This is a genomic window from Clostridium sardiniense (assembly GCF_019753795.1).
GTDB lineage: Bacteria > Bacillota > Clostridia > Clostridiales > Clostridiaceae > Clostridium > Clostridium sardiniense.
Genome location: NZ_JAIKTU010000002.1, coordinates 298,618 through 319,139, shown reverse-complemented (window position 1 = coordinate 319,139; position 20,522 = coordinate 298,618). Strand labels below are relative to the sequence as shown.

The 20,522-nt window shown below is 27.6% G+C and carries 16 protein-coding genes; 13 read left to right on the top strand and 3 right to left on the bottom strand.

The genetic code is table 11. The features are described from left to right. The 8 genes from K5V21_RS03270 to K5V21_RS03235 all read left to right on the top strand — a co-directional run bounded on the left by K5V21_RS03270 (window position 1) and on the right by K5V21_RS03235 (window position 12,096). Window positions 1–660, top strand: coding sequence for a phosphate propanoyltransferase (locus K5V21_RS03270; protein ID WP_221859104.1), 660 nt, complete (start codon window positions 1–3; stop codon window positions 658–660). A gap of 77 nt (window positions 661–737) precedes the next feature. After that, window positions 738–1,025, top strand: a complete 288-nt coding sequence (gene eutM, locus K5V21_RS03265; protein ID WP_204594508.1) for an ethanolamine utilization microcompartment protein EutM — start codon at window positions 738–740, stop codon at window positions 1,023–1,025. A gap of 339 nt (window positions 1,026–1,364) precedes the next feature. Then, entirely contained in the window at window positions 1,365–1,748 is a 384-nt protein-coding gene (locus K5V21_RS03260) for a VOC family protein (protein WP_221859101.1), read from the top strand. A 274-nt stretch (window positions 1,749–2,022) separates the two neighbouring features. Beyond that, complete coding sequence (locus tag K5V21_RS03255) at window positions 2,023–7,359, top strand: glycoside hydrolase domain-containing protein (protein ID WP_221859099.1); 5,337 nt, start codon at window positions 2,023–2,025, stop codon at window positions 7,357–7,359. A 198-nt stretch (window positions 7,360–7,557) separates the two neighbouring features. Then, window positions 7,558–8,229: a response regulator transcription factor gene (locus K5V21_RS03250; RefSeq protein ID WP_221859097.1), complete on the top strand. Its 672-nt coding sequence runs from the start codon at window positions 7,558–7,560 to the stop codon at window positions 8,227–8,229. Next, window positions 8,226–9,239: a sensor histidine kinase gene (locus K5V21_RS03245; RefSeq protein WP_221859095.1), complete on the top strand. Its 1,014-nt coding sequence runs from the start codon at window positions 8,226–8,228 to the stop codon at window positions 9,237–9,239. Before K5V21_RS03250 ends, K5V21_RS03245 begins: the two co-directional genes overlap by 4 nt. Window positions 9,240–9,350: 111 nt before the next feature. Further along, window positions 9,351–10,121, top strand: a complete 771-nt coding sequence (locus K5V21_RS03240; RefSeq protein ID WP_221859093.1) for an ABC transporter ATP-binding protein — start codon at window positions 9,351–9,353, stop codon at window positions 10,119–10,121. Then, on the top strand, window positions 10,111–12,096 hold the full coding sequence (locus tag K5V21_RS03235) for an ABC transporter permease (RefSeq protein WP_221859091.1): 1,986 nt from the start codon (window positions 10,111–10,113) through the stop codon (window positions 12,094–12,096). Before K5V21_RS03240 ends, K5V21_RS03235 begins: the two co-directional genes overlap by 11 nt. 33 nt (window positions 12,097–12,129) lie before the next feature. Here K5V21_RS03235 and K5V21_RS03230 read toward each other — a convergent pair whose 3' ends face one another. Together K5V21_RS03230 and K5V21_RS03225 are read right to left on the bottom strand one after the other, a co-directional pair. Then, complete coding sequence (locus K5V21_RS03230; RefSeq protein WP_221859089.1) at window positions 12,130–13,233, bottom strand: amidase domain-containing protein; 1,104 nt, start codon at window positions 13,231–13,233, stop codon at window positions 12,130–12,132. Between the two features lie 31 nt (window positions 13,234–13,264). Beyond that, window positions 13,265–14,176: a M15 family metallopeptidase gene (locus K5V21_RS03225; RefSeq protein WP_221859087.1), complete on the bottom strand. Its 912-nt coding sequence runs from the start codon at window positions 14,174–14,176 to the stop codon at window positions 13,265–13,267. A gap of 209 nt (window positions 14,177–14,385) precedes the next feature. On the opposite strand from K5V21_RS03225, the gene K5V21_RS03220 reads away from it, so the two are divergent. Then, on the top strand, window positions 14,386–14,730 hold the full coding sequence (locus K5V21_RS03220) for a hypothetical protein (RefSeq protein ID WP_221859085.1): 345 nt from the start codon (window positions 14,386–14,388) through the stop codon (window positions 14,728–14,730). 56 nt (window positions 14,731–14,786) lie between these two features. Here the strand turns inward: K5V21_RS03220 and K5V21_RS03215 are convergent, their stop codons facing one another. After that, window positions 14,787–16,238 carry a cation:proton antiporter gene (locus tag K5V21_RS03215; RefSeq protein ID WP_221859083.1) on the bottom strand — a complete coding sequence of 484 codons (1,452 nt, stop codon included), beginning with the start codon at window positions 16,236–16,238 and terminating at the stop codon, window positions 14,787–14,789. 278 nt (window positions 16,239–16,516) lie between these two features. Here K5V21_RS03215 and K5V21_RS03210 point away from each other — a divergent pair, with 278 nt between their 5' ends. The 4 genes from K5V21_RS03210 (at window position 16,517) to K5V21_RS03195 (ending at window position 20,471) form a co-directional block, all read left to right on the top strand. Continuing rightward, complete coding sequence (locus K5V21_RS03210) at window positions 16,517–17,086, top strand: isochorismatase family protein (RefSeq protein ID WP_245000623.1); 570 nt, start codon at window positions 16,517–16,519, stop codon at window positions 17,084–17,086. Window positions 17,087–17,186: 100 nt separating this feature from the next. Next, the gene (locus K5V21_RS03205; RefSeq protein WP_221859081.1) at window positions 17,187–17,804 is read left to right on the top strand and encodes an NUDIX hydrolase; all 618 of its coding nucleotides are present in this window, start codon (window positions 17,187–17,189) and stop codon (window positions 17,802–17,804) included. A 266-nt stretch (window positions 17,805–18,070) separates the two neighbouring features. Then, window positions 18,071–18,424, top strand: coding sequence for a YxeA family protein (locus tag K5V21_RS03200; RefSeq protein WP_221859079.1), 354 nt, complete (start codon window positions 18,071–18,073; stop codon window positions 18,422–18,424). 316 nt (window positions 18,425–18,740) lie between these two features. Then, window positions 18,741–20,471: an oleate hydratase gene (locus K5V21_RS03195; RefSeq protein ID WP_221859185.1), complete on the top strand. Its 1,731-nt coding sequence runs from the start codon at window positions 18,741–18,743 to the stop codon at window positions 20,469–20,471. The last annotated feature ends 51 nt before the right edge of the window (window positions 20,472–20,522 follow it).

Here is a 20,522-nt window from a genome sequence, read left to right as displayed (position 1 = left end):
ATGGAAAATTTAGAAGAAGTATTAAAGCTTTTACTTAATGCAGTTAAGGAAAGTGAAGATAAGAAAAAGGAAGTTAAAGAATCATTTGAGATACCTGTTGGAATTTCAAATAGACATATACATCTTTCAAAAAGACATGTAGATATACTTTTTGGAGAAGGATATGAATTAACAAAATTAAAAGATTTATCTCAAAAGGGACAATATGCTTGTAAAGAGACTATAACGATAGGTGGACCTAGAGGATCTATAGAAAAGATAAGAGTGCTTGGACCTATAAGAAGTAAGACTCAAGTTGAGTTAGCTATAGGTGACTGCAGAAAAACTGGAGTATCACCAAGTGTTAGATTATCAGGAAATCTAAAAGAAACTTCAGGGATAACTCTAATAGGACCTAAAGGAAGTGTTCAATTAGAAGAAGGCGTTATAGTAGCACAAAGACATATTCACATGAACAATAAACATGCAGAGCATTTTGGAGTTAGTGATGGAGATATTGTAAAAATTGAGGTAGATGGATTAAGAGGTGGAATCTTAAATAATGTAAGCATTAGAACTAATGATTCATTTAACCTAGAATGTCACTTAGATGTCGAAGAGGCAAATTCATTTGGTATTACACCAAAATCAAAAATTAAGATAGTTAAACACAGTGCTTAAAAATAAATGCACTTAAATAAAAAGTTTATAAAAATAATTAATATAAAAAATAAAAGGATTTTTAGGAGGATTTTAATATGAAATACGATGCTTTAGGAATGATTGAAACAAAAGGATTAATAGGATCAATAGAGGCTGCTGACGCAATGGTTAAGGCTGCTAATGTTTATTTAATAGGAAAAGAATATGTTGGAGGCGGACTTGTAACTGTAATGGTTAGAGGAGACGTTGGAGCAGTTAAAGCTGCTACAGATGCTGGAGCTGCTGCTGCACAAAGAGTTGGAGAGTTAATTTCAGTACATGTTATCCCAAGACCACACTCAGAAGTTGAAGTTATTTTACCAGCTTCAAAAGAAGTAAAGTAATAAATTAATTTTAAAAAGCTCAAGGATTATTATAACCTGTCCCTTTTGACAAGGACAGTTTAAAAAGTCTAAGTAGCGGTAATAAGATGATTTCTGTATTAAACAGGAGTCATCTTTTTTTATTTTAATCGAACTCTATAATTATAAATAAAAGTACTTCATAGAATAGACTTTTTAATTGATTATTCTATATGATACTTTTTAGATAATAATATTATAATAAATTTAAAGTAATGAAGTTTTTTATTATGATAAAATGTAATTAGAACAAGAATAATAGACATTAAAGAAAAACGTATATAATTTATAATAAACTTATAAGATATGGGAGGAATACTAATGATTAATAAAATTGGAAAGGTAACATTATATGTACACAATCAAGATAAAGCAAAGAAATTTTGGGTTGATAAATTAAACTTTGTAGTTAAATTTGAACAGCAAATGGGGCCAGGAATGAAATGGTTAGAGGTTGCTCCTAAGGATGAAGATTTTACTACATTTGTATTATATGATAAAAAACTAATGAAAGAACAAAATCCAGAAGCTAATGTAGAGAATCCATCAATTATATTAAGTACTTCAAATATTCAAAAAACATACGATGAGATGAAGGATAATGGAGTAGAAGTAGGAACTCTTCTAAATATGCCTTATGGAAAGATGTTCTCATTTAAAGATCAAGATGCAAATGAATATTTAGTTCGTGAAGATGTATATTAAGAAAAAGCTACTCAGTATCTGAGTAGCTTTTTTATTATAAAGAAATTATATATGATATTTAATTTTATAAGTTGAGATTATAATTAAGTGAAAAATTTATTCCGAGATAAATTTAATTTAAAGTAGTAAATCTAGGTGTATAAAAGCATGATTTAGGAAATATAAATGCTATAGTATGAAATTTAATTAAATTAAATAATAAAAAGGGAGGATGGTTTATATAAAATAATGATAAAATTTTTAATAATATATTTTAAGGTTATGGGAGGGGAATATGAGAAGGAAAAGAGGGATTAGCTGGTTAATACTATTTGTACTGTCGTTTGTAATGGTATTAGAGAATTTAGGAATTTCGGTGTATGCAACTATAAATAATAAATCAGATGAAATGTCACTTATAAATGATATGACCACTGAAGGTGACAGTAATAAATTCTCTTATTACGGAGAAGGGTGGAGTTGTGGTGATACAAATGATAGCGTTAATGGTGCAGGTGATGAGCACTTTAATGATATAAACACTGATGATACTACTGCATCTACAAAATACTATAAAATTGAGTTTGTTGGAAATAAGATAGAAGTGTATGGGCATAAAAGTTGGAACCATGGAATTGTAAGTTACTCTATTGATGGAGGAGAAGCGATAGAAGTAAGTTGTTATTCAGAGAATAGAGTAGGAAATCAATTATTATTTAGTGCAGATGGATTAAGTGAGGGGAAACATACGCTTACTGCTATTGCAACAGGTAAAAGTGATTCACCAAGAGGAAAGGCAGTAATTCAAGTTGATTATGCAAAGGTCTATCATAAAAGGTATCAAGTAGAAGACATAAATATAGAAAATAATAATATTGAGTTAATGGAGGGAGCCGAAATAAAAATTTTATATAGTTCTATTCCAAGTTATGCAGAGATATCAGATATTAAGTTTACTTCTAATAATAAAAACATTGCAACTGTAGATAAGGAAGGAAAAATAAAAGCTATTTCAGAAGGGGAAACAAATATATCTATTATCTCTGAGGAGTTTGGTATAGTAAAGGATATCGTAGTTAAAGTAAAAGCATCAACGCCATCAATACACGGAAGTATAGTTGATACAAATACGCATTATACACAGGAACAATATGACTTAATTAAATCGATGGGTTTAGTAAATAAAAATTTATATTCTTGGAAGTCAGATAAAACTATATCAGAGATAGCATTAATATCGAGAGAATCTAAATTAAAAAATGTAAACGTTAAAGCAAGCGACTTTATTTCAGGTGAAAATATATTATCAAAAACAAATATTACTACTACCTTTTTAAAAGAAACAAAAGCTTATATAGGAGATGCAGGATATCATAATCAAGATGATATATCAATGCCTAATGGAGAAAAGGCAGATGTTCCAGATATTTTATATACTACAGATCCTGTAGATATAGAATTTAATAAAGTACAACCAGTATGGGTAGAATTTAATATACCAAAAGATACTCAAGCAGGAATTTATACTGGTACTATTGAAGTAACTGCTGATGGTATTAATCATCCACTTATATTCACATATAATATTGAAGTATTAGATGCAGTTATGCCAAATAGTGAAGAGTATGAATTTGATATAGAAATGTGGCAATATCCATATAGTTCAGCCGAATATTATAATGTTACTCCATTTTCAGAAGAACATCTTAAAATCCTAAAACCTCATATGCTTAAATACAAAGAAATTGGTGGGCATGCTATTACAACATCAATTGTAGATGAAGCATGGGGGGGACAAACTTATAGTAAAAATGATATTCGATATCCATCTATGATTAAATGGACTAAAAAATCAGATGGAAAATTTATTTTTGATTTCACTAATTTTGATAAATGGATACAATTTAATAAAGATTTGGGTATTGGAGATAAAATCATTTGCTACAGTATGATACCTTGGGGAAATAAGATTTACTATTATAATGAGGCTACAGGAAATCAAGAAAATATTATATTAAATCCTGGAACAAGTGATTATGAAGTTATTTGGACTCAATTCCTTAATGCTTTAATATGTCATCTGGATGAAAAGGGGTGGTTTAAAGATACTTATATTGGAATTGATGAAAGAACAAATATGGATAAAGCTTTTGATGTTATAGATAAAGTTAAAAATAAAGATGGCTTAGTATTAAAAAAAGCTGCGGCTATGGATCATTTTAATGCTAATTATTTCAATATAACAAAACGTGTTGATGATTTAAGCGTAGGATCTACAGCAGCAAAAACGGATTTAGAAGGTTATAGAAAGTTTGTTAAAGAGAGAAGAAATTCTGAAAAAGAATATAAAACTACAATCTACACATGTACAGAACACTTTCCTAATTCTCTTGCACTTAGTATGCCAGGAGAAAGTTATTGGACAATGTTATTTACAGCAGCACAAGGTGGAAGCGGATATATGCGTTGGGCATATGATGCATGGGTTGAAGATCCGCTAAGAGATACTACTCATTGGGCATTTGAAGCTGGAGATACCTCTCTTATATATCCTGATGAAAAGGAGAGTGAAAATCCAGTATCTAAGTCAAGCGTTCGTTTAGAGAAAATGGCTGAGGGAGTAAGAGATGTTAATAAACTTTATCATATGATAAAAGAGATTCCAGAATTAAAAAGTGATGTAGAAAAATTATTAAAAACTGTAAGAGTAGATTATGCTGGAGTAAAAAATGGAGTAGGAGAACATGGTGGCGCAAAGTTTGCAACAAGTCAGACAAGAGAAGAAATTCCGAGAGATATGGAGAATATAAGAGAAGGAATTAAAAATATTTCAAAAAAATATATTGATATAAAGAAAAACGGAGTTGATAGAGTTGATTCAATTGAAGTTAATAAGACATCATTAACATTAATTGAAGGGACTGAAGAAGCCTTAACAGCCAATGTATTACCAGAGAATTCATTAAAAAAGGAAGTTTCATGGAGTACATCAAATGGAGAAGTAGCAATAGTAGATAGATTAGGTAAGGTTACTGCAAAAGCTGAAGGCGAAGCAATAATATCTGTTATATCAAAATATGATAACTCAATTAAAAAGGAGATATCAGTAAGTGTAGTAAAACCAGATTATAGTGAAAATAATATATCTTACTATGACTTTAATAATATAATTGATAACAAAGTTATAGATAATTGGGGTAAACATGATGGAGTTTTAGATGGAGCAGAAATAATTGATGGAAAAGTAGGAAAAGCACTACAATTTAATAATGATAGTGATAATGTAACTATTACCTCTCCTGCAATATTATCAGAAGATTGGACACTTGCAATGTGGGTAAAAAAAGGTGATATTAAAAATTTACCTGCATCTATAATGTGGGATGGAAATGAATTTAAAAATGGAGATAAAGAAACAGAGTCAATAGATATTGAAAGAGATAGTAGTGGTAATATGGGGGTCCATGTAAAGCAAGGCTTCTTAACTTTTAGAAATATTATTCCTGATAATGAATGGATACACTTAGCTTGGGTAAATAATAAATCTGAAGGATTAAGAATTTATATTGATGGAGTATCAACAGAAGTTAATTCATGGACAAAAAATAATTCATTTACTGCACCATTAAAGATAATTGGAGGAAGAAATTATATTGGTGCTATTGATGAGGTTAAGGTATATAATCGTGCTCTTTCTAAAAAGGATGTTGATGAACTTAGAAAGGTACCTGGATTAAATGTGCTTGATAAATCTGTTGAGATTATGGTAAATGAGACAAGTCAAATAGTTGCAGAATTGGTAAGTGATAATAATGATAAAACAATAAAATATATAAGTGATAATCCTGAGGTTGCGGCAGTAAGTCAAAATGGTTTAATTACAGGAGTAGCATATGGAGATACATTTATAACAGTAGTTAATGAAGCAACAGGATTTAGTAAAAGAGTAGATGTGCGTGTTAATAAGAATATGAATATAGGTTTTACAATACCTGAATATAAATATGATTCTAATAAGCAAATAGTAATAGATCGTGAATCAGGACAATATTTAGGACAACCAGATATGATTTTATTGGATGATGATAAAACACTGTTTACTGTTTATCCTAAAGGACATGGATTGGGAGAGGTATTGCTAAAGAAATCTACTGATGGAGGTGTAACGTGGTCTGAAAGATTAGAAACAAATCCTACTTGGAAAGAATCAATGGAAACTCCAACAATATATAAACTAAATCTAACAGATGGAAGCACAAAATTAATTCAAATCTCAGGCGGACCAGGATGGGGAAATGGATTCAGAGGTTGGACAACATCAATATCTGATAATCAGGGAGAATCTTGGAGTGACTATAAAAAGTGGCATGAAGGATCAACAACAATTGTTGCGATGGCAAGTTTAGTACAATTAAAAGATGAAAATGGAAACTTTATTGATAAGTGGATGGGTGTGTATCATGATTATGGTTATGTTAACTATAAAACTTATTTAACATTTGATGAATTGGGAAATGAAGTATGGAGTAAACCAGAGCCATATTTATCAAAATGGAGAGACGTTGAAAAGGAAACACAATTATGTGAAGTTGGAATGTTTAGATCACCTGATGGAAATCAATTAGTAATGTTAGCTAGAAGTCAATCGCATAGACATAAGTCAACAATTGCATTTTCAAATGATGAGGGAGAGACATGGAGTAAGCCAAGGGAAGTTCAAGGAGCTTTAAATGGAGAGAGGCATAAGATATCCTATGACCCGATAAGTGGTAGATTACTAATTACATTTAGAGAAATTATTTTAGATTATAACAATAATGGCATAATTGAAAATAATGATTGGATGGCTGGTGATTGGATTGCATGGGTAGGAACTTATGATGACTTAATAAATGGTAATGAAGGCGAGTATCGTATAAAATTAGCAGAAGATTTTACACCTACAGCAAAATCAGGGGATTGTGGATATGCTGGAAATGTTGTATTACAAGATGGAACATTTGTTTTAAACTCTTATGGTAATTGGGATAAAAATGATCAAAGTAATAAGCCGTATATAATTGGTGTTAGGCTGAAGCTTGGAGAAATAGATAATGCTTTAGGGCTTGTAGATAAGGAAGAATTGTTAAAAGAAATAAAGGTATTTAAAGCCTTAGATAAAAAGTTATATACAAAAGATTCATGGTCAGATTATAAGAAAAAAATTAATAATGCAAAAGAAGAGGTCAATAGAAATGACATACAACAAATAGAAGTTGATAATTTAGTAATCAATTTAAAAAATGCAGCAGAGAAATTAGTACCCAAAACAGATAATATACTAGTTCCTAATGTCACAAATATTAAAAAAGTAGAAAACTATAATTCTATAAAACTAAGTTGGGATGAACCGAAGAGTATTAGTAAAGTTAAAGAATATATAGTATATAAAGATGGGAAGGAATTTAAAAGAGTACCAGTAGGAACAAATGAATTAAGTATTCATGACTTAAAATTAAATAATATTTATAAGTTTAAGATATCAACTAAATATATAAATGGACAGATATCAGAACCAATATCAATAAATGTAAAAACAAAGATTGCTGAAAGGAATCTTTGGGAAGCACCATCATTTGTGGTTAAAGAATAAAATATGAGAATTTAAATCTAAAGCCTAGGTATAACTATTCATAGTTATACCTAGGCTTTTATTTAATTTAGCAATTAAGCTGCATTAAATGCTAAAGGCAAGAGTGATTTCTATTTCTATAATAAATATTAATTTGAATATTTTGTTATAATATAAAAGTAAATATATTTATATATAGTAAATAAGAGGTGTAATTGTATGAATAATAAAATATTTATTATAGAAGATGAAGAGAAAATAAAAGTAGAGTTAAGTACATTTTTAGAAAGGTATGGATATAAAACTAAAGCTGTAAATAATTTTGAAAATGTAATTGAAGAAGCATTGGATTATAATCCAACAATAATATTATTAGATGTAAATCTTCCATATTATGATGGCTATTATATATGTAGAGAGATGAGAAAAAAGAGTAACGTTCCTATAATAATAGTTACAAGCAGAGATAGTGATGTTGATGAACTTATGAGTATGAATTTAGGAGCAGATGATTTTGTAACTAAGCCATATAATCCTCAAATTTTATTAGCTAGAATAACATCAGTTATAAAGAGAACTTATAATAATGAAAATAGTGAAGTATTCCAATATAGAGATTTAAAATATAATTTATCTCAAAGTGAAGCAGAATTTAATGGAAATAAAATAGAATTAACTAAGAATGAAAGTAAAATTTTATATGTGTTTATGAAGAATAAAGAGAAGATAATATCAAGAGATAAAATAATGAAAGAATTATGGCAATCAGATGAATTTGTAGATGATAATACACTAACTGTAAATATAAATAGATTAAGAAAAAAATTAGAAGAGATAGGTGCCAATAATTATCTACAAACTAAAAGAGGACAAGGATATATATTAATATGAGTATAATAGAGTTCTTTAAAGAGAGAGTAATATTTTTAATAATAAATATTTTAATACTAGTATTTACAGGAGTACTATTAAAGGCTTTAAAAGTAAATTTATATGCAATAATCTTTATAGTAGTTATAAATTTTATCGGAATAATAGTATTGCATATTTATGAATATATAAAAAAGAAAAAATACTATGATGAAGTTTTAAGCAATTTAAAATCACTAGATAAAAAATATTTAATTTCTGAGGTTATGGATGAAGCAGATTTTTTAGATGGGAAAATATTATATAGCATAATACAAGAAACTAATAAATCTATGAATGATGAGATTTTAAAGTTGAAGCTTAATATTGGTGAATATAAGGAATATATAGAACTTTGGGTTCATGAAATAAAAACTCCAATATCAACATGCAGGTTATTAATAGAGAATAATGATTTACCAGTAACAGAGAGTATAGGAGAAGAGATTGAGAAAGTTGAAAATTACATAGAACAAGCTTTATTCTATGCAAGAAGTAATGCACTTGAGAAGGATTATATTATAAAAGAAATAAAGCTAATAGATTGTATAAAAAGCTCTATAAAGAAAAACTTAAATCAACTAATAGAAAATAAAATAAAAATTGATATAACCAATATTGAAGATATTATTTATTCAGATTCTAAGTGGGTGGAATTTATATTAAATCAGATAATATCTAATTCAATTAAGTATAGAAGAGAAGATAACAATATACTTAAGTTTTATTCCGAAAAAATTGATGAAAATATAATTTTAACAATCGAAGATAATGGTATAGGAATGGATGAAAAAGATGTTTTAAAAGCCTTTGATAAAGGATATACAGGTTCAAACGGACGTAAGTTTACAAAATCAACAGGTATAGGCTTATACCTTTGTAATAAGCTATGTGAAAAGCTTGGGCTTAACATAAAGTTAGAATCCTCATTAAATGAAGGAACTAAAGTATCTATATTATTTCCAATTAATAAAATGATGCTCTTTGATTAGTTTTATAATTCTATGTGACAAGTTTGTAAGTTTTCTGTTAGGTTCTATTATGGATGTAACTTTATATGAAGACTAAAATAGAATCATAGAAAGAATTTTGGAGGGAAAGTTATGAGCAAAGAAGTATTAAGGGTTAGTAATATAGAGAAATACTATGGAAGAAAGGGCAATATTACAAAGGCTATAAATAATATAAGCTTTTCAGTAAATGAAGGTGAATTTATTGGAGTTATGGGGGCGTCAGGTTCAGGTAAAACAACTCTTTTAAATTGCGTATCTACTATAGATAAAGTAACAAGTGGGAAGATATTTATATCAGGTAATGATATAACAAAATTAAATGCTAAGAAAATAGCTAAGTTTAGACGTGAAGAGCTTGGCTTTATATTTCAGGATTTTAGTCTTCTTGATACATTAACTGTATATGAAAACATAGCATTAGCTTTAAGTATTTTAAGGCTAGATCATAAAGAAATAGATAGGAAAGTTAAAGGAATTTCAAAAAGATTAAATATAGAAGAAATTTTAAAAAAGTTTCCATATGAGATATCAGGAGGACAAAAACAGAGAGTTGCAGCTGCAAGAGCAATAGTTACAAGTCCTAAAATGATATTAGCAGATGAACCAACAGGTGCATTAGATTCAAAGTCTGCTAAGGTGCTTTTAGAGAGCCTAGATGATTTAAATAAAAATCTAAGTGCAACAATACTTATGGTTACTCATGATGCCTTTACAGCAAGTTATACAGATAGGATATTATTTATAAAAGATGGAAAGATTTTTAATGAACTTATCCGTGGAAATGATACAAGAAAAGAATTCTTTAGCAAAATTATTGAGGTTATAGCAGTTCTTGGAGGTGACTCTAGAGATGTATTTTAAGCTAGCTTTAAGAAATTTAAAAAGAAGTCTAAAGGATTATACAATATATTTTTTTACACTTATATTTGCTGTATGTGTATTCTACACATTTAATTCAATAAAATCTCAAAGTATTATGATGGATTTAAATTCCTCACAATCAGAATCATTTGACTCAATACAAAATGTTATAGGAGTAGCTTCAATATTCATATCATTTATTTTAGGATTTTTGATTGTATATGCTAATAATTACTTAATAAAAAGAAGAAAAAAGGAATTTGGTATATATATGACACTTGGAATGGAGAAGAGTGAATTATCTAAGATAATATTTATAGAAACATTATTAATAGGGATTACATCATTAGCAATTGGACTTTTTATAGGAGTTCTAGCATCACAAGGGTTATCAATTTTGACAGCTAATATGTTTAAAGTAGACCTTACAAAGTTTCAATTTATATTTTCTTATAATGCATTCTTAAAAACAATAATTTGTTTTGGAATAATTTATATTATAGTATTATTATTTAATTCAATAATAATAAATAAGGTTAAGTTAATTGATTTATTAGAAGCATCTAAGAAAAATGAAAAATTAAGAGTAAAAAATATTTGGATATCTGTAATAATATTTGTAATAAGTATTATTATGATAGGATATGCTTATTATAATATATTAGATAATGGAATAGCTAAACTTGACTTGATAAGTGTATTTTGGGGAAGTGTTGGAACATTTTTATTTTTCTTTTCAATATCAGGATTTTTCTTAAAGGTAGTGCAAAGTAATAAGAGAATATATTTAAGAGATTTAAATATGTTTGTGTTTAGACAAATTAACAGTAAAATAAATACTGCATTTATATCTATGACATTTATATGTTTAATGTTATTTATAGCGATATGTACATTTTCAGGAGGGCTTGGAATAAATAAAGCTTTAAATTCAGAGATTAAAGACCTTACACAGTTTGATGCAACATTTTGGAGTAATAAAGGAGTAGATATAGATAAGGTATTAAAAAATAAAGGGGTAGATATTAAAAAATATTCAAATGAATATGTAAGCTATACTAATTTTAATAGTGGAGTTAAATATAGAGATTTTCTAGATGAAGAAGGAATTAATGATGGAAAATCTTATTACCCTATATCTGAAAATATGGATATTCAAGTAATAAAACTTTCAAAGTTTAATGATATTATGAAGATGTTAGGTAAGAGTACAGTCAAATTAGAGAAAAATAATTATATGGTTTTTGGAGATATACAAGATATGATAGGTAGTCTTCAAAGATCAGTAGATAATAATAAAGTAATAAATATTAATGGATATAAACTTACGCCTTCTAAGAGAAGTGTATTAGATATAACTACTTATAATCAAATGCTGAAAAATAATATATGTACATTTATAGTAAATGATTCTATAGTAGATGGATTAAAGCCTATTAGCTCCTTTTTAAATACTGATTTAAATGGAGATAAAGATGAAATAGAAAAAGAATTGAAAGAAAAAATGAAAGCTATAGATAATAAAGAAAATAATATTTTCTTAATAACAAAAGATGATCTAATATCATCACAAGTAAGTACTGGAGTTATGATAGCTTATTTAGGAATATATATTGGTATTATATTCTTAGTGACATCAGCTGCAGTACTAGCGCTTCAACAATTATGTGACTCAACAGATAATTTAGAAAGATATAAATTACTTAGAAAGATAGGTGTTGATGATAGTATTATAAATAAATCCTTATTAATTCAAATAGGAATATATTTTATGGTGCCTTTATCATTAGCATTAGTTCATTCAATAGTAGGCCTTAAAGTTTCTTCAGATATAGTATCTATATTTGGAAATGAAAGTATATTTAAAAATATAATTATAACTGTTATTGTACTTTTAATTATATATGGTGGATATTTTATTGTTACTTATACATCAGTAAAAAAGACTATAAGAGAAAAATTAAATAAAAGATAAAAAATAAACCACTCATAGTATGAGTGGTTTATTTTAATAGTTCATTCTTACTAACCAGAATTTCATATTTTTATTGCTCCATCCTAAGTCCCAAGGAACATTATTTCTATCTGTATTATGGCAAGTTACTAAAGAATACCCTTTAGAGTCAGCACCAGTAACCATAGATATATGAGTTATATCTCCCTTTCTCTCATAAGCTATGAAGTCTCCAGGTAAAAGCTTGTAAGATGCTTTATATACTTGTTCATAACTACCTCTAGCAAGTACATATCCACGGCCACTTCCTATCATATAATGAGTAAATTTATCAGCATTTACCCAAGGACCAGTAGCACTGCCTTTTGCATAATTCCAAATAGCATTTTTCTTAAACTTTCCACCTTCATGTAAAATTTGAGATGCAAAGTTTGCACAATCCCCACCTTCAGGATTAAAGTCTCGATAGGCTTTATTATATTTATATCCATATTCTTTTGCTGTTGCAGAACCACAATACTGGTCAGCATAAGAAACGGCATTTTTTCGTCTATCATTAATACCTGATAGATCTCTTGGGGGTTGAGCATTTATATATTCTTTGATTTTATCCATTTTAATATCTTCAAGCTTTAATGAATCAGCAAATGGATCAGTGTACCATTCTTTTGTGATTATCCATTCATTATCTTTTTTAGTAAGGTTAATTGAGTGATAAGTTCCTATTCTTGAAGAGTTTACTATATGAGGTTGATCTTCATAAACATATGTATATTCTGTATTACATAATACATAAAAAGAGCAGGCTTTATCAGAAACTTTAGCTTTTCTAAACACTATATCTGGAGTTATATCGGTAAATTTAATACCTTGCTTTTTAGCCCAGTTATTAATATACTTTACTTTTCGTTCTTCATATTCATAAGCCCATTGGCCATATTTTGTATCTGTGTCATACAAAGATTCAATTGAATCTAAATCTTGAGTTAACACTGATTTACTCTTTGATAAGAATATATTTTTAACAAAATTTTTCATTTCATCATCTGGGTTAGATTCTGCAAAAGCTTTTAAAGGAATCATAAAAATTGTACATAAACAAATAAAAGCAATTATAAATATTTTAAGGTATTTGAAATAAGATTTTGATTTTAGCATTAGACTTATCACCCCTTTCATAGAGAATAAATTATTTTAAACTTTTATCAATTAAATCTATATACTTCTTAGTATTTTCTTCATCTATAGGAGCACCATCAAACCAATTCTCGCTATTTTTAGCATCTGAAAAATATTTAGCTTTTAGAATGATTTCAGGTCTATATTCGAAGTGTAATATATCAAAGTGATTCCATTTTCCACCCCAAACAAAATTATGTTTTTCAAATGCTTCTACTAATTCAGTAGGATATTCTGAAACTCTTTTACTTCCTTTTTCTTTAGAACTCCATTTCCAATAATCTCTTGGATCACTTTTTAAATCAATGGCAATTCCATAAGCATGAGGACTAAGTCGTCCTGTTCCAGATATAACCCTGTAATTATAAGTACCACTAGCAGGATATAGTATAGCACCTATATCATTTCGTCCTTTTGATAAAGGTATTATTTCTCTTAAGGCATTTTCTAATGATGCATTAGCAGAATTTTGACTATTAAATTGATAATTAGTATAGCCATATTTAAGTCTAGATAAATTTTTTTCTATAGTACCTTTAGAACTTCCATATACCTCATTTAATAAGTCATAATTTCTAGCTCTACCTGGATCAAAACCTTTATCCACAACAGAGTTATTTTTAGTAATTGGATAGTATTGTTCCATCATATCTTGTATATCAGGATTAGCTAATTTCTCCTCATAGCTTTTTTCTCTCTTATCATCATATAGAATTTTTTTGCCAGATTTCATAATGATATATACCTTATCATCAGATTTTTTTTCTACACCTTGTATATGCTCTGGATAAGCAAGCATTAATGATAATATATCTCTTTTCATTTCTATTAGATAATCTTCACTATTAGAGGCTTTTGGAGTTATAGGAATATTTAAAATAATTAAAAATGATACCATAAATATCTTCAAAAATTTTTTCATAATTAATACCTGCCTTTTAAAATCATATTGAATATAGTTTATCCTAAGAATAATTCTAATATGTAATATATATAGGCAGCGAAATTTGGAAAGTAACTTATATATTTCATTATTTGCGTAATTAAAGAGAGTTGAAAATAATATTTACTTTTTTATATAAAATTAAAATGTTAATATATAAATATATATTTTAGAAAGAGGTTTTGATAATGAGCTTAGTAATGACATATGAAGAATATAATATTATAAATAAAAAATTTTTAGATTTTACAAATAAAATAGCTGAGGAAAATTTAGAGAATTATAGTGAAGAAAAATTAGAAAAGCTTAAAAATTATAAAGCTAAGTTTGAAGAGATAATGGAAAAGAGTAATGAAGAGTTAGCTTCAGAAGATAATGAAAATAATCTAAAGGATTTAAGATATTTAGTTTTAGATAGTTTATTCCTTGCAGCAGATCTTACAAACTTTTATAGCTACAAAGAATCAGAAAGATTTAAGATGAGGGTAGCAAACTATTTGAATAAAAGAAGAAGATCTGAATTTGGATTTTAGTGAATATATATATATAAAAATACTCAGTAACTAACCGCTACTGAGTATTTTTTATTTTAGTCTGGCAGTGATAAATTGCAGACTGTTAGCATATTTATTGTATCTTCAACTGCATGGCGCACACCAGCTAGTATTATTAAATCATTTGCTTCAAGTACAGTATCAGCGTTTGGCATTATTTCTTCATTATCTCTAATAATTGAGAAAATTCTACATCCAACAGGTAATTTACATTCCTTTAATGATTTACCAAGATACAATTGATTGCTAATTAAGAATTCACGTATTATTATTTTTTCTTCCTCTGCAACTTTTTGAACTGTATTTTCATCTTCAACTATTAATTTTTCAAAAAGTATAGGGAATAAAATACAGGATATAACAGTAGTAACAATGAAAGCAGAGTAATCAGAATTATTTATATACCTTAAGTTTAAAGCCATCTGAGCTCCGACTATTACTAAACTAAGTTGTGCTGTTAATATCATTGAAGATGCTAATGAATTTCTCATACCATATTTCTTTTTTAGCAATAAGCAAGGTATAAATTTAACTAAGAAGAAAATAATTAAAAATACAGGTATCTTTGCAATGGAACCAGGGTTTTCAATTATAGCATTTAAATCTATATTTACACCTATCATAATAAAAAATATTGGTATTAAAAATCCATATCCAATTACATCTAATTGGTGAGATATTTCTTCTTTTGCTTTTCCAACAAGTAGTGAAAATATTATTCCAGCTAAGAAAGATCCAAGTATAATCTCAGAACCAACTTTTTCAGCAACTGCAACTAGAACTAATACAAGAGCAAAAGCACCTCTAATACTTAAGTGTAAATTCTTAAAAGCTACTGCTGAAAAATCATTTATCTTAAATAAAATTTTAGCTAAAAAATACATCAGAAAAGCAACACCAAATATTATTAAAAATGTAAAACTTTTAAGTGATAATCCATAAGTAGTTACTGATGATACAAAGGTTATACCAATTAAACTTACTAATTCACCAATTAATCCAAAAATCAATAAAGATTGACCAAAGTCACTATTTAAAATATGCTTTGCCTTTAATATAGGAACAAGTAGTGCTGGTGCTGCAGCTGTAAATAGTAGTGCAAAAAATAATGTTCCACTATCTATTCCAACAAATTTTAATGAGAAAGATAATATTATTGATACTATAAGAGATATAATAAACATTTTTATACTTAAAAATATCTTCGAATCAATAATTGATTCATTATCTTTTAATTTTAAATCATCAAAATTTATTTCAAGACCACTTAAAAACATTAAATAAGCAAGGCCTAGATTTGATAAAAATAAAATCCAAACATCGGGTTTTATAATATTTAAAAAGCTTTTTCCGAGAATAATTCCTATAAAGATTTCTCCAACCTGATAAGGGATTTTTATTTTCTTTAATTTTGCTACTAAAAATGGCGTGAAGAAAGCTACCACAGTCAAAATTAGTAGAGAATCATAATTTAAAGTCTCTTCCATATAGAATACCTTCTTTTTCTTAAGTTTATAAACTATATTGTAAATAACATAATTTAATTTCGCAAGTTTGATATATGTAATTAGATAACATTAAGTTAATAATAATAGAAATAATTATTCATACTTAATTTATAGTATGTTAATTGTATTGATTAAATATTAGATTATATAATTCAATTAAATTGTTTTATAAAACTATATAATTAAGAGTTGTTAAGATTGGTATATGCATTAAAAACATAAAAGGATTAGCAATATAATAGGAGGAAACTTTAATTATGAAAGATTTAAATTTAGATTTTAAAAAGACAGCATTAGTGATTATTGATTTACAAGAAGGAATAGTAAAAATGAGTAATGGGGGCGAGGTAGTAAAGAAAGCCAAATTACTTGTAGATTTATTTAGAGAAAATAATGGTTTTATTACATTCGTAAATGTTAATTTCTTAGATGGAAAAGATAGATTAATGCCTATAACAGATAGTGAAAAAAAACCTATGAATATGCCACCAAAGGGATGGTCTGATTTAGTAAAAGAGTTAGAGGTAAGAGAGGATGATTATAAAGTTACAAAGCGTCAATGGGGAGCATTCTTTGGAACAGACTTGGATATTGAGTTACGTAGAAGAGGAGTAGATACCATAGTTTTATGTGGTATTTCAACTAATATAGGGGTAGAAAGTACAGCACGTGAGGCTTATAGTTATGGATATAATCAAATCTTCGTAACTGATGCAATGACTGCGGCAAGTAAAGAAGAGCATGAGTGTACTATAAAATATATTTTTCCAAGGATAGGAAGAATAAGAACTACAGATGAATTTATATCAGAAGTAAAAGGTGAATAATTAAGCTTTAGTATGGGTTTTATAAAATTAAAAACTTACTTATAATATTACTATAGAGGGAACTTTATTTATAATGAATTTAATAGGGTATGGAGGTAATATGAAAGAATTATTAAAGAAGATTTTTAAAGATTATAAGCCTGGAATAAATGATGGAGATGGAAGAAAATATTATTCTGTAATAATACCTATAATAGCAATAGATGGGGAATATAAGATTGTATTCGAAGTAAGAAATGATAATTTAAAAGATAACCCAGGCGAGATATGTTTTCCAGGAGGGTCAATAGAGGAGGGAGAGTCTCCAAAGGAAGCGGCTCTACGTGAATGTTATGAAGAAATAGGTGTAAAGTATTCTGACATAGAAATAATATCAGAACTTGATTTATTTATTCCAAATAATAATATGGTTATATATCCTTTCTTAGGATATATAAAAGATAGAACTAGTTTTTTCATAAATAAGGATGAAGTAAAGGAGCTGCTGATTGTTCCATTAGATTACTTATTAAATGCTGATGTAAAATCTGTAGAAAATAAAATTATTACTATTCCAAGCGAAGATTTTCCATATAAGTATATAAAGGATGGCAAGAATTATAAATTTAGAGAAGGCTCCTATAGGGTTGTATTTTATAAATATGATGATTATATTATATGGGGAATGACGGCTAAAATATTAGAAAACTTTTTAGAAATAATAAAGTCGAGTACTTAATTATATATAAATATAAAAGTAGATTTACTTAGTGGATATAATATTAAGTAAATCTACCTTTATTTTTAGAGAAATAAAATTAAACCTATCTAAAGTCTACTTTAAGAAAGGCTTACAGAATTAGAATAAGTAATAAATCTTACAGTTGGTAACGACTTAAATTAAAAGGCTTACATAAATGAAAGAATAATGTAATGAATTTAAATATGAGATTAATTAGTTAAAATTTATAATTAAGTTATATTAATTATAAAGGAGATATATGTATGAAAAAAGTAATAGGAATAATAGTAGTTGTACTATTAATTGGAGGTGGACTTACAATAACTAATAGAAATACAATACTTAAGTTAGGAACAACAAAATATTATCTTAAGACAGTAAAAGATTATAAAGATATTAGCAATCAAAATAAAGAACATCATACTCAATATGAATATAATATAAAAGGTTATGACAAAGATGGAAATGAAAAAGTATTAACTTTTACAACTAATAAAGTATTAAAAGTAGATAAATATTTAGAAGTGGCTGAAAAAAAAGATGAGGTAAAAGCCTACGAAGAAGTAAAAGCAAATGATTTACCTAAAAAAGTTAAAGAAATATATAATATTAAATAAATATATAATATTATAATAGTTAAATTCATTAGAAATAAAGAAGATAATGTTTTTGGGGAGTTGTTATTATAAAAAAGTTCATAATTTAATTTTATAAGAAACTATATAAAAATACATTTTTATATAGTTTCTTATTTTAATATTATTAAGTTTAATAATATTTCTAATTATAATTATGTGTATTAAATATAAAGAATAATATTTTTAGACAAACACATAATATTGTCTAAATACAATTATTTTTCTTTGAATTATAATATTAAATAAGAGATACAATAACTTGAAATAACGAAGTGGAGTGAGTTTTATGAGAAAAATGAGAAGTAAATCAAACAAAAATAATACTAGAAATGCACTACTTGCATTAGGAGCAATAGCAGGAGCTGCAACTGTAGCAACTATTGCTACAAAAAAGATAAAAAACAAATCTCAAGTACCTGAGAAATCTGTATTAGATATAAATAATGAAGATAGACAAGTATATTTCGTTGGTGGTGGATTAGCTTCATTAGCTGGAGCTCTATATCTTGTGAGAGATTGCAATTTTAAAGGCGAAAATATTCATATCTTTGAGGGAATGAAAATATTAGGTGGTAGTAATGACGGGATAGGAGACCCTGTAAATGGATTTGTATGTCGTGGTGGTAGAATGCTAAATGAAGAAACCTATGAAAATTTATGGGAGTTATTCTCAAGTGTACCTTCATTAGATATGCCAAATATGAGTGTAACTGAAGAAATACTTAACTTTGACCACTTGCATCCAACACATTCACAAGCACGTTTAGTTGATAAGTATGGAGTTATCTTAGATGCTCACAGTATGGGATTTAACAATGCTGATCGTATGGCTCTTGGAAAATTACTTATAACTCCTGAAGAGAAATTAGATGATATGACTATACAAGAATGGTTTAGCCATACACCACACTTCTTCCAAACTAATTTCTGGCATATGTGGCAAACAACATTTGCATTCCAAAAGTGGTCTAGTCTTTTTGAATTTAGACGTTATATGAATCGTATGATTCTAGAGTTTTCTCGTATAGATACTTTAGAAGGGGTCACACGTACACCATACAATCAATATGATTCACTTATATTACCATTAAAAGCTTATTTAGATGAATTTGGAGTAGATTTTAATACAAATTCAACAGTAACAGATTTAGATTTTAAACCAGGTGATGAAATTACAGTAACAGCTATACATTTAGAACAAGATGGAGAAGAAAAAGTTATTGAATTAAATTCTGGTGATGTATGCATTATGACAAATGGTTGCATGACTGATAGTGCGACTTTAGGAGATATGAATACACCAGCAGAATATAATCCAAACAACCCAATTTCAGCTGATCTTTGGAGAAAGGTAGCTAATAAGAAAGAGGGGCTTGGTAATCCAGAGCCATTCTTTGGTCATCCAGAAGAAACTAACTGGGAAAGCTTCACTGTTACTTGTAAAGGTAATAAGATATTAAAGATCATAGAAGAAATAACAGGAAATATACCAGGTAGTGGAGCGTTAATGACATTTAAAGATTCAAGTTGGTTAATGAGTATCGTTGTTGCAGCACAACCTCACTTTAAGAATCAACCACTTGATACAACTATTTTCTGGGGTTATGGTTTATACACAGAAAAGATTGGTGATTATGTAAAGAAACCAATGCGTGATTGTACAGGTAAAGAAATGTTAGAAGAACTTCTATATCACTTACATTTAGAAGATGAAATGGATGAACTTATGGGTACTGTGGTAAATGTAATACCATGTATGATGCCATACATTGATTCACAATTCCAACCTCGTAAGATGAGTGATCGTCCAAAGGTTGTTCCAGATGGATCAACAAACTTTGCAATGATTAGCCAATTTGTTGAGATTCCAGAAGATATGGTATTCACTGAAGAATACTCAATACGTGCAGCAAGAACAGCTATATATAAATTATTTGGAGTAAAAGATAAGAAGATTTGTCCAGTAACTCAATATAAGAAGAATCCAAAAGTATTAAAGATGGCTTTAAAGACATCATATAGATAAGTTTATATAAGAGTTTTATAAATGAAGAACTTAACTCTTTAAATTAAAAAT